Origin of the sequence: Stackebrandtia albiflava, assembly GCF_007994225.1 — a bacterium.
Taxonomy (GTDB): Bacteria; Actinomycetota; Actinomycetes; order Mycobacteriales; family Micromonosporaceae; genus Stackebrandtia; species Stackebrandtia albiflava.
On the sequence record NZ_VLLL01000005.1, the window covers coordinates 1,041,601 to 1,056,254 of the forward strand.

At 70.4% G+C, this 14,654-nt stretch carries 13 protein-coding genes; 8 read left to right on the forward strand and 5 right to left on the reverse strand.

Features of this window, described 5'->3' with window-relative positions; translation table 11 throughout:
* Positions 1–39 precede the first annotated feature (39 nt).
* Positions 40–1,371: a M20/M25/M40 family metallo-hydrolase gene (locus tag LX16_RS05575; protein WP_147134086.1), complete on the forward strand. Its 1,332-nt coding sequence runs from the start codon at positions 40–42 to the stop codon at positions 1,369–1,371.
* A 13-nt stretch (positions 1,372–1,384) separates the two neighbouring features.
* The gene (locus tag LX16_RS05580) at positions 1,385–2,047 is read left to right on the forward strand and encodes a hypothetical protein (protein ID WP_147134089.1); all 663 of its coding nucleotides are present in this window, start codon (positions 1,385–1,387) and stop codon (positions 2,045–2,047) included.
* Positions 2,048–2,054: 7 nt separating this feature from the next.
* Here the strand turns inward: LX16_RS05580 and LX16_RS05585 are convergent, their stop codons facing one another.
* The 3 genes from LX16_RS05585 to LX16_RS05595 form a co-directional block, all read right to left on the reverse strand.
* On the reverse strand, positions 2,055–2,270 hold the full coding sequence (locus LX16_RS05585; protein ID WP_147134092.1) for a DUF5703 family protein: 216 nt from the start codon (positions 2,268–2,270) through the stop codon (positions 2,055–2,057).
* A gap of 94 nt (positions 2,271–2,364) precedes the next feature.
* Positions 2,365–3,078, reverse strand: a complete 714-nt coding sequence (locus LX16_RS05590) for a type 1 glutamine amidotransferase (protein WP_147134095.1) — start codon at positions 3,076–3,078, stop codon at positions 2,365–2,367.
* Positions 3,068–4,291, reverse strand: a complete 1,224-nt coding sequence (locus LX16_RS05595) for a MurT ligase domain-containing protein (protein WP_147137079.1) — start codon at positions 4,289–4,291, stop codon at positions 3,068–3,070. Before LX16_RS05595 ends, LX16_RS05590 begins: the two co-directional genes overlap by 11 nt.
* A gap of 318 nt (positions 4,292–4,609) precedes the next feature.
* Here LX16_RS05595 and mraZ point away from each other — a divergent pair, with 318 nt between their 5' ends.
* From mraZ to LX16_RS05615, 4 genes are all read left to right on the forward strand, one after another.
* Positions 4,610–5,041, forward strand: a complete 432-nt coding sequence (gene mraZ, locus LX16_RS05600) for a division/cell wall cluster transcriptional repressor MraZ (protein ID WP_147134099.1) — start codon at positions 4,610–4,612, stop codon at positions 5,039–5,041.
* A 146-nt stretch (positions 5,042–5,187) separates the two neighbouring features.
* Positions 5,188–6,213, forward strand: a complete 1,026-nt coding sequence (gene rsmH / locus LX16_RS05605; RefSeq protein WP_147134102.1) for a 16S rRNA (cytosine(1402)-N(4))-methyltransferase RsmH — start codon at positions 5,188–5,190, stop codon at positions 6,211–6,213.
* Positions 6,210–6,785 carry a cell division protein FtsL gene (gene ftsL, locus LX16_RS05610; RefSeq protein ID WP_147134104.1) on the forward strand — a complete coding sequence of 192 codons (576 nt, stop codon included), beginning with the start codon at positions 6,210–6,212 and terminating at the stop codon, positions 6,783–6,785. The genes rsmH and ftsL overlap by 4 nt, the downstream gene beginning before the upstream one ends.
* A gap of 101 nt (positions 6,786–6,886) precedes the next feature.
* Positions 6,887–8,893 carry a peptidoglycan D,D-transpeptidase FtsI family protein gene (locus LX16_RS05615; protein WP_211354413.1) on the forward strand — a complete coding sequence of 669 codons (2,007 nt, stop codon included), beginning with the start codon at positions 6,887–6,889 and terminating at the stop codon, positions 8,891–8,893.
* A 48-nt stretch (positions 8,894–8,941) separates the two neighbouring features.
* On the opposite strand, the gene LX16_RS05620 is transcribed toward LX16_RS05615, so the two are convergent.
* On the reverse strand, positions 8,942–10,411 hold the full coding sequence (locus tag LX16_RS05620) for an MFS transporter (protein ID WP_244615689.1): 1,470 nt from the start codon (positions 10,409–10,411) through the stop codon (positions 8,942–8,944).
* A gap of 169 nt (positions 10,412–10,580) precedes the next feature.
* On the opposite strand from LX16_RS05620, the gene LX16_RS05625 reads away from it, so the two are divergent.
* Positions 10,581–10,958: a winged helix-turn-helix transcriptional regulator gene (locus LX16_RS05625; protein ID WP_147134113.1), complete on the forward strand. Its 378-nt coding sequence runs from the start codon at positions 10,581–10,583 to the stop codon at positions 10,956–10,958.
* 63 nt (positions 10,959–11,021) lie between these two features.
* Positions 11,022–11,981, forward strand: a complete 960-nt coding sequence (locus LX16_RS05630; protein ID WP_147134118.1) for a hypothetical protein — start codon at positions 11,022–11,024, stop codon at positions 11,979–11,981.
* A gap of 243 nt (positions 11,982–12,224) precedes the next feature.
* Here the strand turns inward: LX16_RS05630 and LX16_RS05635 are convergent, their stop codons facing one another.
* Positions 12,225–14,564 (reverse strand): Tex family protein, encoded by a 2,340-nt coding sequence (locus LX16_RS05635; RefSeq protein WP_147134121.1) that lies wholly within the window; start codon positions 14,562–14,564, stop codon positions 12,225–12,227.
* Between the last annotated feature and the right edge of the window lie 90 nt (positions 14,565–14,654).

Here is a 14,654-nt window from a genome sequence, read left to right on the forward strand (position 1 = left end):
CGATGATCACGCCGGTGTCGGCCCTGGTAGGAATGGCACATGAGTGCCGAATCCGCCAACGCCCCCGTGACCACGGCCGCCGACGAGGTCGTCGAACTGTGCCGCGACCTGATCCGCATCGACACCACCAACACCGGCGACACCCGGACCGCCGCGGGTGAGCGTGCCGCGGCCGAGTACGTCGCCGCCAAACTGGCGGAGGTCGGCCTGGAGCCGCGCATCTACGAGAGCACCAGAGGCCGCGCCAGCGTCGTCGCCCGGTACGAGGGCGCCGACCCCTCCCGCCCGGCGCTGCTGCTGCACGGGCACCTCGACGTGGTACCCGCCGACGCCGACGAATGGAGCGTCCACCCGTTCTCCGGCGAGATCAAGGACGGGTACGTGTGGGGTCGCGGCGCCGTCGACATGAAGGACTTCGACGCGATGCTCCTGGCCGTGGTGAGGCAGTGGAAGCGGGAGGGCCGGGTGCCGCCCCGCGACCTCGTGCTGATGTTCCTCGCCGACGAGGAGGCCGCCGGTAAGTACGGCGCCCACTTCCTGGTCGACGAGCACCCCGAGGAGTTCGAGGGCGTCACCGAGGCCGTCGGTGAGGTCGGCGGCTTCTCCGTGACCGTCAACAACGACCTGCGGCTCTACATGATCGAGACGGCGGAGAAGGGCCTGGAGTGGTTGCGGCTCACCGTGACCGACCGTCCCGGGCACGGCTCCATGATCCACGACGACAACGCCGTCACCCGGCTGAGCGAAGCGGTGGCCCGGGTCGGGCGCCACCGGTTCCCCGTGGAGCTGACCCCGACCGTCCGGGCGTTCCTCTCCGAGGTGTCGGAGGTGCTGCAGGTCGAGATCGACCACGACAACCCCGAGACGGTCATCGCCAAGCTGGGGCCGATCGCCCGCATCATCGGCGCCACGATCCGCCACACCGCCAACCCGACCGGTCTCACCGCCGGATACAAGGAGAACGTGATCCCCGGAAAGGCGGAGGCGGTCATCGACTGCCGGCCGCTGCCCGGCCGCTCCGAGGAGCTGCTGGCGCGGCTGCGGGAGATCGTCGGCGACGGTGTCCACATCGACCAGATCCACTCACAGCCGGGCCTGGAGACCACCTTCGACGGACCGCTGGTGGACGCGATGTCCGAATCACTGCGCCACCACGATCCGGCGGCACGTCCGGTACCGTACATGCTGTCCGGTGGCACCGACGCCAAGGCGTTCTCACGGCTCGGCATCCGCTGCTTTGGATTCGCGCCGCTGCAGTTGCCCGCCGACCTGGACTTCTCGGCGTTGTTCCACGGCATCGACGAGCGGGTCCCGGTGGAGGGCCTGGAGTTCGGGACGCGGGTTCTGGACCGGTTCCTGTCCAACAGCTAGTGGGGGCGGCCCTATGACCGATGAACTGACCGACGCGCTCGAAGTCATGATCGCGGCGGCGAGGCGGCACCTGGAGGAGGTGCGCGCCGCCGAGGGGCGTGTGGACGACGAATCGGTGTGGCGGGCCTACGTGGCGTTCAACAACTCCGCGTACGAGTACGACGAACTGCTGCGCACCACCTTCGACGAGGTGACCCCCTTCGACCTGGAACCGCTGCGGACCGACGACCTCGACACCGACTCCGACGGTGAGCCCTCGGTCGAGGAGGCCGTGGAACCGGACCCCGAACCGGCGGTCATCTCGGTGCGGCAACGCCGCGACTACCTCGTACCCAGTTCGGCGGCGCTGCTGCGCGCCGCCGAACTGGCGCGCGAACAGGTACCCGACCCCGACGGCGACGACCAGCCCATCCAGGGGATCGGGGACGCGGTGCTGGAGCTGCTGCACGCCGGCGACGGCACACTGCACAGCCTGGAGGTTCCGGAACTGACGCCCCTCGACGGGATCGTCGTCGTCAACGACGTCTCGGAGGGGCTGGACGTGGCCGCCACCGACGACGGCCACGAGGACCTGGCATTCGAGGTGTCCCCCGCCGACGCCATGATCGGCCGCCTCGACGAGCGCTCGTTCCACAGTGGTGTGGAGGCGGGCGTGACGGTCCGCGCCGACGACTGAACGGCTACTAGTAGGACAGACCGGGCAACAGCCGCTTGCCCGGTTTCCGGCGCAACGTCACCTTCCGGGTCCCGTCGGCGAACCGCAGCACCCGCGCCAGCTCCCACCCGCCGTACTCGGCGGCCACCGACAACTGCGCCTGCGCCGACAGCGTGTCGAGGTCCGACGGGAGCCTCAGAGGCGTGTACTCGTACCCGTCCGCCGCGCTCGAATCAACGTCCATGCGGTCATCTTGCCCGCCTGTCACGGATTTGGCCACCCGCAATGACCGATTCCATCGGATTGGTCACGATTCGGCCCGGCGGGCGCGACACCCGTCACACCAGGGCCGCGATCCGCTCCTGCCGCAACTGCTGGGCCCAACGGTCGTCCAACGGCGGCAACTCCTCGGGCGCCCGGCCCACCGCCCACGCCAACAGGAGGTCCGCCAGCGCCGGGTTGCGTGCCAACGCCGGGCCGTGCAGGTACGTGCCGACGACCTTGCCGCGGAACGCGCCCTCGGTCGACCCGTCGTTGCCGATGCCGTGACTGACGTTGGCCAACGCCGCCGTCTCCGGCCCCAGGTGGGTACGCCCACCGTGGTTCTCGAACCCGGTCAGGGTGGGAAGACCCAACGCCGGGTTCACCGGCCCCGCCAGTTCGCCGACCGCGCGGCTCGGGCCGCGATCCGACCGCATGTCCAGCAGGCCGAGCCCGGCGCACTCGCGGTCACTGGCGATGAAGGAGGTCCCCAGGATCTGGTAACCCGCGCACACCGCGAACACGACCCTGCCCGCGTCGGCCGCCTCGGCGACCGCGCCGTCGGCGATCAGCTTCTCGGCCGCCAGCGACTGCGGGCCGTCCTCACCGCCGCCGATCAGGTAGATGTCGGCCTGCCGGGGAAGCGCCTGGTCGGACCTGACCATGACCGACTCGGTCAGGATGCCCCGCGACTCCGCCCGGTGGGACAGGATCAGCAGGTTCCCACGGTCGCCGTAGGTGGACAGCAGGTCCGGGTACACCCACACCAGCCGCAGCATGCTAGTTGACACGGTCGAACTCCGCTCGGATGTCTTGGAACGCGGTGTAGTTGGCGATGACCTCGAGGTCGCCCGGCGGCACCGCCTGGATGGCGGCGGCGATGTCCTCCACCACCTCGAAACGGACCCCGTTGACCTCCAGCCGCACCGCCAGGTCCATCCGGCGGTCACCGATGGCCAACACCTGACGGCCCTGGACGGGGGAGAAGTCCACGTCGTAGATCCACGACGTGTCGAAACCGTCGACCTCGCGAGCGTTGAGCGCCAGCACCACCGGGCACCGGGGCTCCAGCATGTCGAACGCCTCCAGCCAACCGGCCGGGTTCTTCGACAACAGCAGCCGGACCCGGCGGCCGTCGCGCCGCACCACCGCGTACCGGCCCGCGACGGACTTGACCTCGCTCAACCGGGGCGCGGCCGCCTCGGGCGGAACACCGAACGCCGACGCCACCGCCAGCGCCGTCACCGCGTTGGCGCGGTTGACCTGACCCGGAAGCCGCAGATCCAGTGGGATGCGCCGCCCGTCCGGCGTGACCGCCGAATCACCCTCCACGGCCCAGTGGGGGCTCGGCCGGCTCAGGCCGCACGCGGTGCAACGCCAGAACTCCCCGTACCTGTCGAGGTGCTTGCCGCACTGCGGGCACACCCAGGAGTCCTCCTGCCAGCGTTGCCCGCCGGCGACCCACGTCACCCGGCTGCTCGCCCCCGCCGCCCAGGTCACCCACGGATCGTCCGCGTTGGCGATCAACGGCACGTCGGGAGCCGCCGACAGGGCGGTACGCCACTTCGCGGCCAGGCCCGACACCTCCATCGCGCGGTCCAGCTGGTCCCGCGACAGGTTGAGCAGCGCGATCACCTGCGGTGTCGCCTCGTTCAACAGCCGGGGAAGGTAGTGCTCGTCCACCTCCAGCACGCAGTTGACCGCGTCACGCGCCTTCGCCAACGCCGTCGTGTGCCCGGTCGGCATGTTGGCGCCGAAGGAGTTCGTCGCGACCGGCCCGGCGGCCTCCAACGCGGCCGCGGTGAACCGGGTCGTCGTGGTCTTGCCGTTGGTGCCCGAGATCAACGCCACCTGCCGACCGGCCGCCAGCATCGACAGGAGCCGGGGCTCGATCGTCAAGCCCACACGACCCCCGATGACCGATCCGTCGCCGCGTCCGCTGACCCTGGACAGCGTCGCGGCGGTGCGCAACATGGCGGTGGCGAACTTCGCCCGCGCCGACAGGTTGGTCACGTAGTCCTCGCAATCATCGAGCCGGGGCCGTCGAGAAAGTCTGACATACGCCGCCGACGGGCCGGGTCCGCGGCGGCTCGCCGACACCAGGTCCACACGCCCGCGCCCTGACGCCACCGTGGCGGATTTCGCTCCACTTCCCGCCACCCGCCCTGACCAGCCGATCTGACCCTGCGTACCGGTCACTCTCACCGAAATGCCCTATAGCCGTGGAGGGAAGTGGAGTAAGGTGGAGCGCGTTGGTGGGGCCGACGGTCCCACCGCCGCACCTTTCACCCGTCAGCGGGCAGGCCAGGGGGAGGGACACCGGTGTTTCTCGGTACCCACACTCCCCGGCTTGATGACAAGGGACGGCTGATCCTTCCGGCGAAATTTCGGGATGAACTGGCAGGTGGGCTGGTGATCACCAAGGGGCAGGAGCGTTGCCTTTACGTCTTCCCCATGCCGGAGTTCAGCCGCATCGCGGACGAACTGCAACGGGCGCCGATGACGAACAAGGCCGCGCGCGCCTACAACCGGGTGTTCTTCGCCAGCGCACATGACGAGACACCGGACAAACAGGGGAGGGTCACCATCCCCGCGCACCTCCGGGAGTACGCCGGACTGGACCGTGAGCTGGTCGTCATCGGCGCCAGCACCAGGGTCGAGGTGTGGGACGCCGACAGTTGGCAGTCCTACCTGGAGGAGAGCGAGGAGGCCTTCGCCGACATAGAGGAGGGACAACTGCCGGCCGGCCTCTGAGGCCGTGAGCAGGCGAGGCGGCGATCCGAATCACCTGGTCTCCACCCGCCCGCGACGCACCTGACACCACTTCCCCAGTGTCAGGCGCAGCCGCAGGCGGATGGGGTCCAAGTGGTTCGGAGTCGACAGATGAGGGGTCGGACGTCATGACGCAGTACGGTGCGCCGCACGAGGCTCACATCCCGGTCTTCCTCGACCGGGTGTGTGAGCTGTTGGCGCCCGCGCTGGCCCGTCCCGGCGCCGTCGCCGTGGACGCCACCCTCGGCGCCGGCGGCCACACCGAGGCGCTGCTGTCCTCGCACCCCGCGCTCACCGTCCTCGGTGTCGACCGGGACCGTGACGCCCTGGCCCTGGCCGGCGGCCGGCTCGCCCGGTTCGGGGAACGCTTCGTGCCGGTCCACGCCGTGTACGACCGGATTCCCGACGTGCTGGCCGAACGAGACATCCCCGGAGTCGACGGAGTCCTGTTCGACCTCGGTGTCTCCTCGATGCAACTCGACGTCGCCGGGCGCGGCTTCGCCTACGCGCAGGACGCGCCGCTGGACATGCGGATGGACCAGTCGACCGGGCCCACCGCCGAGGACGTCGTCAACGGCTACGACGAACGGGAACTGTCCCGGATCCTGCGCCTGTACGGCGAGGAACGGTTCGCGCCCCGCATCGCCAAGGCCATCGTCAAGCGGCGCAAGGAGTCGGCCATCCGGTCCAGTCGCGAGCTCGTCGAACTGGTTCGGGAAGCCGTCCCCGCCGCGGCGAGACGACGCGGCGGCAACCCCGCCAAGCGCACGTTCCAGGCGCTGCGCATCGAGGTCAACGCCGAACTCGACGTGCTGCGCCGCGCGGTCCCCGCCGCACTCGACGCGCTGCTTCCCGGCGGCCGCATCGTAGTCCTGTCCTATCACTCCCTTGAGGACCGGATCGTGAAGCGGGAACTGGCGGCACGGACGACGTCCTCGGCGCCGCCCGGTTTGCCGATCGACCTGCCGGGTACCGAACCCACCATGCGATTGATCTCCAAGGGCGCGCTACCGCCGTCCGAGGACGAGATCGCCGCCAACCCCCGGGCCGCCTCCGCGAAGTTGCGGGCGGCCGAAGCACTGCCCACCGATACGGAAAGCCCCGATACGCCATACCACGACCGCCGACGTTCTCTTGGGGAGGATGACACATGACCGACGCGAACCGGCGCCGCCGAGGCGCCCGCTCCCCGCACATCGACACCGACGAGATCATCCGCAGCGCGCGGCGCCGAGCCCGCGCCGCCGACTCGCGTAAGCGCGCCCTGCTGGGCGACACGTCGCAACCGGTGTCGGACGGCCAGTTGGCGTTGCAGCCCGTCATGGAACCCGAACCGGCGGTCGCGCCCGCGCCCGCGCCGCCCCGGCGGCAGACCGCCCCGGTCCGGCGGCCGCGGAAGGCGGTGGCGCCACCCGAACCGGTGGCCGTGGCGCGCGCACCCTTCGTCGTGTCCATCCTGGGCCTGATCGCGGCGGGCATCGTCGGCCTGCTCGTGTTGACCACCGCCATCAACGAGAACGCGTTCATCCTGCAGGACCTGCGCGACGAACAGGCGGCACTGGACGCCTCGGAGCAACAGCTGACCGACGAACTGGCGGACCTGTCGGCGCCCGGTAACCTCGCCGCCGCCGCCGAACGGCTCGGCCTGGTGCCCGCCGAGGAGGTCACCTACCTGCGGCTGCCCGACGGCAAGGAACTCGCGATGCCGACCCCGGGCGGTAACTGACGGTGGCACGAGACGACTCCGGCGAACGCCGCGACCCGCGCCGCGCCGATTCCGACCGTGGAATCGGAGCGGCGCGGCGCTACACCCCGCGTGGACAGTCGATGCGCGACGCCGCCGACGACCGGCGCCGCCGCGCCGCGACCTCCCGCCGCAGCGAACGCGACGCCTTCCGGCCCGCGCTGCGACTGGTGGAGGGCGGTGCCGCCAAACAGTCCCAGTCCCGGACCGCCGCGGCACGGGAGAGGGCGCGTCGCAAGGTGGCCACGGCCACCCCGGCGGCACGTATCCCGGCGGCCCGCAACACACGCAGCCGGCAGGCCCCCCGCGGACCGGCGGCCCGCGGCAACCCGACCCGGCGCCGCGTCATCAAACGCCGCCTCCCCCGGATCGGCGACCCGCACCGGCGGCTCCGCTTCGCGACCGTCGCGATGCTGCTCATCTTCGTCGTCACCGGCGGCAGGCTCATCCAACTCCAGGTGACCGACGCCGCCGCCTACGCCGCCGACGCCCTGGACCAGCGGCTCGTCGAGGAGGTCATCCCCGGCTCACGTGGCGCGATCCTCGACCGCGACGGCCGGCTCCTCGCGTTCAGCGCCGAGGCCCGCTACGTCTTCGCCGACCCGACGAAGGTCGAGAAACACGAGGAGACCGCCGAACTGCTGACGCCGCTGCTGGGAATCCCGGCGTCGGAACTGGTCGACCGGATGATGCCGCGCACCCGCAGCGACGGCACCGACTCGGAGTTCGAGTACCTGGCCAGAGGCGTGGACATCTCGGTGGGCGACGCCATCCAGGAACTGAACCTGCCCGGGATCCACGTCGCCTACGACGAACGGCGAGAGGTCCCCGGACACGACCTGGCGGCCAACATCATCGGCTTCGTCGGTACCGACGGCGAGGGACTGTACGGCCTGGAGGCCCGATGCGAGGGCATCCTCAAGGGAGTCGACGGGGAACGCCGGTACGAGAAGAGCGCCAGCGGCCAACGCATCCCCGGAGGCTACTACCGTGAGGAACCCGCCCAACCCGGTGACGACCTCCAGTTGACCATCGACTCCGACCTGCAGTACGAGGTGCAGCGCATCCTGGCCGACACCGTCGCCGCCAAGGACGCCGAGTTCGGCGCGGCGGTGGTCATGGACTCCGCGACCGGTGAGATCGTCGCCCTGGCCAGCGCACCCACCTACGACGCCGCCGACCCCGGCGACTACGAACCCGAGGACCGGATCGACTGGGCGACGGCCGCGGTGGTCGATCCCGGTTCCAGCCACAAGGCACTCGTCGTGGGAGCCGCGCTGGAGGAGGGCGTCATCGACGCCGACACACAACTGACCGTCGCGCCCTACACCCACAAGGGCGACGTCCGCTTCGAGGACAGCCACTACCACGTGGAACGTCCGATGAGCATCGGCGGCATCCTGGCGCACTCGTCCAACGTGGGCACCATCATGCTCGCCGACGAGCTGGGCGCCCAGACCCTGTACGACTACCAGCTCAAGTTCGGCCTGGGATCGCCCACCGCGATCGGGATGCCCGCCGAGGCCGCCGGACTGGTGCAGCCGCCCGAGAACTGGAGCGGCAGCAGCTACGGCTCCATCCCGATCGGCCACGGCGTCGCCGTCACCCCACTGCAGATGGCCGCCGGATACTCCGCCATCGCCAACGACGGCGTCTACATCCAACCGACCCTCATCAAGGGCACCGTGGACGCCGAAGGCGACCTGTCGCCCTACCAGACGCCGCAGACCCACCGGCTGTTCTCCACCGAGACCGCGAAGGACCTGCAGTACCTGCTGCAGGGGCCCGTCGCGGTACCCGACGGCACGGGAACCGCCGCCAGGCTCGACGACTACCTCGTGGCGGGGAAGACCGGTACCGGCCTGTTGACCAAGGACAACGAGTACGCGCCCGGCGAGGTCGCCAACTTCGTCGGTTTCGCGCCCGCCGACGAACCGCGCTACACCGTCGCGGTGTTCGCCTACACCCCCGGCGGCGGTGGCGGCGCCGTCACCGGTGAGGCGTTCGGCGACATCATGAAGTTCACGCTGGAGCACTTCCGGGTCCCGCCGTCGTCGGAGGCCCCGGCCGACATCACCGTCTTCCCGTGACCCGACGTCTCGCCCGGCACCGCGCGGTGCCGGGCGGAACGTCGTACGTCAGGCGGGTGTGGCCACCGGCCGGGACTCACGCCCGGCGGGGGCGGCGCGCAGTAGCAGGCCGGCGATGAGCCAGGCTACGGCGACGAACCCGCCGCCCAGCCAGAACGCCGCCCGGTAACCGCCCGCCAGTGCCGCCGCCTCGGCGACCCCCTCGGCCCGAAGCGCCTCGGTGCGCGCACCGACCAGTGTCGACAGTACGGCCAGCCCGACCGCCCCGCCCACCTGCTGCGTCGTGTTGAACAGGCCCGAGGTGACGCCGCTGTCCTCGGCGGCGACATCCGACATGGCCAGCGACATCAGCGACGGCATGGTGATCCCGAATCCGAACGCCATGACCACCATCGCCGGACCGACCGAGACCTCGTAGCCGAGGCCGGGGGAGACCTGAGCCAGCATCACGAAACCGGCGGCCAGGATCGGCAGGCCGGTCAACGTCGTCCGGCGTGCCCCGAACCGGTGCATCAGCCTCGGCGCCACCGTCATGGACACGACCGCGATCACGGCCGGAGCCGGCAGGAACGCCAGCCCCGCGATCAGCGGGGAGAAACCCAACACCTGTTGCAGGTGCAGCACCGTGAAGAACATGAAGCCGAACAGCGCGCCCACCATCAACGCCTGCACCAGGTTCGCGCCCACCACGTTGCGCGACCGCAGCACCCGCGTCGGAACCAGCGGAGTCGTCGCGAACCGTTGCCGCAACGCGAACCCGGTCAGCAACACCACCGACACCGCGCCGCCGCCGAGGGTGACCGCCGAGCCCCAGCCCTGCGACTCGGCGTTGATCAGTGCGTACACCCCGAGGACGACACCGGCGGTCACCAGCACGGCACCGACGACGTCGGCGCCGGCGCGCACTCCGACACCACGATCGACCGGAAGCAGCCGCCACGCCATCACCCCGACGACCACGCCGATCGGGACGTTGATGAAGAAGATCCAGTGCCAACTCAACGCGTCGGTGAGGACGCCGCCCACCACGGTACCGAGCGCGCCTCCGCCGGCGGAGGCGAAACCGAACACCCCGATCGCCCTGGCCCGATGCCGGGGTTCCGGCAGCGACGTCACCACCATCCCGAGCAGCCCGGCCGAGGTCACCGCCCCACCGACGCCCTGCACGAACCGGGCGAGCAACAGACCGGTCTGGTCGTCCGCCGACCCCGCCCACAGCGACGCCGCGCTGAACAGCGCCAATCCGGCCAGGAACACGTACTTGCGGCTGATCAGATCCCCCAACCGGCCAGCCAGCAGCAGCAGGCCCCCGAACGGAATCACATAGGCGTTGACCGTCCACACCAGATTCCCCGGCGACAGCCCCAGATCGTCCCGGATGGCCGGAAGCGCCACGTTCACGATGTTCTGATCCAACACGATCATCACCTGGGCCGCACTCAGCACCAGGACGGCGAGCCACCGGCGGCGTAGATCAGCGGCGGCGGAGAAGTACGACATGACGGTCCCCTCACTCAACGGGGCACGATTTGTGCCCGAGGACATCCTGTGTTCCAATCGGTGAAGGCGGAAGAAGGCACTTTCGTGTTCCAGGGGGCACATCCGTGTACCTCTCCAGGCCCGCCGGGCATCACCGGCCGATGAGATCCGCACCACTGTGACCCGCGTCTTCGATAGGAGCGACCGCATGGCCACCCCGCACTCACCCCTGCAGTCCGAGGCATGCCCCATCGTCCAGGTCATCGACCGCGTCGCCGGGAAATGGGCCGTCTCGATCCTGATCGCCGCCACCAAGGCACCCGTCCGCTACACCGAGCTCGAACGGAACATCCCCGGCATCAGCCGCCGAATGCTCACCCTCACCCTGCGGAACCTGGAACGCGACGGCCTACTCGTCAGGACCGTCTACCCCACCGTTCCCCCCAAGGTCGAGTACACCGCCACCGACAGCGCCCGCGAGCTGTACCGGCACCTCGTCGGCCTCACCGAGTGGGCCGAACGCCACCAACCGGACATCATCCAGGCGCGCATCGCGTACGACAGGGAACACGCCACGGCGGCCTGAACCGCCCACACGGCCGCCCTCACGGGCATCCGATCGCCGTCGCGGGGCCCATAACGTGGACCCATGAGCCTGCTGGCGACAGAGCACGCGGCCACCGAACCCCCACGGCGCCGACCCGCCGCCGCCCCACCGGAACCGGGACTCCACCGACTGCAACGCAACGCGGGCAACTCGGCGGTCGCCGGACTCATGGTGCAACGTGACCTCGCCGCCTACACCCGCGAACACCTCGACGTCACCGCCACCATGCCGCAGGCGCCGCCGATCCTCCACACCACCACCGCCGACGCACCCGCCATCGAGGCCGCCCTACGCGCCCTCATCACCTCCGGGGACATCGGCCACCGCACCGTCCGTCACCTCCGGCACTTCTGGTCGAACGGCGCCACCCACGCCCAGATCACCGCCGCCCTTCGCACCGCCCGATTCGCCCGCGCCGACGAGATGGCCACCCACCTGTTGGACGGACACCGCGTCACCCTCTACTCCGACCGGCAACTCAGCTACATCCCCGGCATCATCTGGGACACCACCATCAGCGACACCCACGACAACCTCGACGTCCAGACCCGGCGCGGCCTCACCCAGACCGAACGCGCCGCCGCCACGAGCGTCTACGGCGGCAGCCTCGCCTACGACGACATCGTCCTGGAGGACGCCCCCATCATGGGCATCGGCGGATACGCCCGCACCACCCCGTGGCAGATCAACTTCCCGACCGGAACCCTCTCCGGCGGAGGTCCCGGTCTGCGTTGGCTGATCCACGAACTCGGCCACTCCTGGCAGTACGCGCGCGGCGTCTCACTCGCCACCACCCTGTACCACGCCGTCCGGGGCGTCTACGACTACGGCGGAGAACCCGCCCTTATCCGCAACACCGCCGCCGGCAACGGACTGTCCGCCTTCAACACCGAACAACAGGCCGACATCGCCGCCGACGCCTACGACGTCCTCAGCTCCGGGGGCGCCGCGGCCGCCTACCAGCCCTACCTCACCGAGTTCCGGTCCGGCACCTACCGTTGACCGGCACCGCACCGACCGTTCGCCGTGCGGCGGACACCTGCGTACGACCGGGCAGCAGGCGAACCAGGGCCGCCCCACGACGGATGTCCACAAGCGATTCACCGCGGGTGTGCGGACCACCACGAGCGTCCGGCCCGGCATCGGATCCCGGATCCACGCGGCGGTGCCGACCCACGGGCGAACGACACACGCGCGGCCCGCCCGGGGCGTGCCGCCCGGCCGGACGGCACACCCGCACGAGCGTCAGGCCAACCCGGCGCGGCGCAACGCCTCCGCCATCGCCCCCTGCGGCTCCGGACGACGCTGCTGACGCCCCGGCTTACCGCCGCGCTGGTTCCCGTCACCCTTGCGGCGACGGTCGCCGCCTCGGCCGCCCCGGTCGCGGTCACCCTCGGCCGGCTTCTCCACCTTGTCGTCCAAGCGCATCGTCAACGAGATCCGGTTACGCGCCTCGTCGACCTCCAGCACCCGCACCTTCACGATGTCACCGGGTTTGGCGACCTCACGCGGATCCGACACGAACCGGTTCGACATCGCGGAGATGTGCACCAGACCGTCCTGGTGGACCCCGATGTCCACGAACGCGCCGAACGCCGCCACATTGGTGACGGTGCCCTCCAGGACCATCCCCACCGTCAGGTCCGAGGGCTTCTCGACGCCCTCGGCGAACTCCGCGGTCTTGAACCCCGGGCGCGGGTCCCGTCCCGGCTTCTCCAACTCCGCGAGGATGTCCGTCACGGTGGGCAGCCCGAACGTGTCGTCGACGAAATCCGTCGGCCGCAACCGGGTGAGCACCCGCGAGTTGCCGATCAGCCCCGACACGTCGCCACCGGCGGTCTCCGCCATGCGCCGCACCACCGGGTACGCCTCCGGGTGGACACTTGACGCGTCCAGGGGGTCGTCACCGCCACGGATCCGCAGGAAGCCCGCGCACTGCTCGAACGCCTTCGGCCCCAGCCGCGGCACGTCCTTCAACGCCTGCCTCGACCGGAACGCCCCCACCGAGTCCCGGTGGGCGACGATGTTGTCCGCGAGGCTCTGACTGATGCCCGACACCCGGGCCAGCAGCGGAGCCGAAGCGGTGTTCAGGTCCACGCCGACACCGTTGACGCAGTCCTCCACGACCGCGTCCAGGCTGCGGGACAGCTTCGCCTCCGCCACGTCGTGCTGGTACTGGCCCACCCCGATCGACTTCGGGTCGATCTTCACCAACTCCGCGAGCGGGTCCTGCAGCCGCCGCGCGATCGACACCGCGCCACGCAACGACACGTCCAGATCCGGCAGTTCCCGCGACGCGTACGCCGACGCCGAGTACACCGAGGCCCCCGCCTCCGACACCGTCACCTTGATCGGCTTCTTCCCCTCGACCAGCCGCACCAGCTCACCGGCCAGCCTGTCCGTCTCCCGGGACGCGGTGCCGTTGCCGATCGCGACGAGCTCCACGCCGTGCCGGACGACCAGTGCCCCCAACGTCGCCAGGGCCTCGTCCCACCGCCCCTGCGGCTTGTGCGGGTAGACGGTGGCCGTGTCCACGACCTTCCCGGTGGCGTCGACCACCGCGACCTTGACGCCGGTGCGGTAGCCCGGGTCCAGGCCCATGGTGACGCGGGTGCCGGCGGGAGCCGCCAACAGCAGATCCCGCAGGTTCGACGCGAACACCTCGACCGCAGCCTCCTCGGCCGCCTGCCACAACCGCACCCGCGTGTCGACCGACAGGCCCACCGAGATCCGGGTACGCCACGCCCACCGCACCGAGTCCAACAGCCAACGGTCGCCCGGCCGGCCCTGATCCGACACGCCGAACCGCGCCGCGATGGCCCGTTCGTACTGGTCCGGACCGGCCTCCGGAGCGTCGGAGTCGGACGTCTCCAGCGAGAGCTGAAGCACCTCCTCCTTCTCACCACGGAACAACGCCAGTACGCGGTGGCTGGGAAGACTCGTGAACGGCTCCGCGAAGTCGAAGTAGTCGGAGAACTTGGCGCCCTCGGTCTCCTTGCCCTCCCGGACCTTCGCCGTCACCCGGCCCGACGACCACATCCGCTCGCGCAACTCCGCCAGCAGGTCGGCGTCCTCCGCGAACCGCTCGGTGAGGATCGCGCGGGCACCGGCCAGGGCCGCCGAGATGTCCGGCACGTCCTTGTCGGGCGAGATGTAGTCCGCCGCCATCTGCTGCGGAATCAAGTCGGGGTCGGCGAGCAACCGGGTCGCCAGCGGCTCCAGGCCGGCCTCCCTGGCGATCTGCGCCTTGGTGCGCCGCTTCGGCTTGTACGGCAGGTAGAGGTCCTCGAGCCGCGCCTTGGTGTCGGCGGCCAGGATCTGCGCCTTCAGCTCCCCGGTGAGTTTGCCCTGCTCGTCGATCGACTGGAGGATCGCGTCCCGTCGCTCGGTCATCTCACGCAGGTAGCGGAGCCGTTCGTCGAGAGTGCGGAGCTGAGCGTCGTCGAGAGTGCCGGTCGCCTCCTTGCGGTACCGCGCGATGAACGGCACCGTGGCGCCGCCGTCGAGCAGGTCGACCGCCGCCCGCACCTGGCGTTCGGCGACCCCCAGTTCCGAGGCGATCCGTTGGTGAATCTCGGTGCTCACAGTTTCCCCTCCACAGGCGATCGATCTGATGCACGATTGTGCCCTCCCCACCGGAGGAGTCGGGCACCACCCACGCCGAACCGGGCCGAC

Bases quoted from the DNA above. Each gene is read 5' to 3' on its own strand.
- LX16_RS05580 (WP_147134089.1), top strand. From the start codon at position 1,385: ATGACCGATGAACTGACCGACGCGCTCGAAGTCATGATCGCGGCGGCG.
- LX16_RS05630 (WP_147134118.1), top strand. From the start codon at position 11,022: ATGAGCCTGCTGGCGACAGAGCACGCGGCCACCGAACCCCCACGGCGC.
- LX16_RS05585 (WP_147134092.1), bottom strand. From the start codon at position 2,270: ATGGACGTTGATTCGAGCGCGGCGGACGGGTACGAGTACACGCCTCTG.
- LX16_RS05625 (WP_147134113.1), top strand. From the start codon at position 10,581: ATGGCCACCCCGCACTCACCCCTGCAGTCCGAGGCATGCCCCATCGTC.
- LX16_RS05615 (WP_211354413.1), top strand. From the start codon at position 6,887: ATGCGCGACGCCGCCGACGACCGGCGCCGCCGCGCCGCGACCTCCCGC.
- LX16_RS05575 (WP_147134086.1), top strand. From the start codon at position 40: ATGAGTGCCGAATCCGCCAACGCCCCCGTGACCACGGCCGCCGACGAG.
- rsmH (WP_147134102.1), top strand. From the start codon at position 5,188: ATGACGCAGTACGGTGCGCCGCACGAGGCTCACATCCCGGTCTTCCTC.
- ftsL (WP_147134104.1), top strand. From the start codon at position 6,210: ATGACCGACGCGAACCGGCGCCGCCGAGGCGCCCGCTCCCCGCACATC.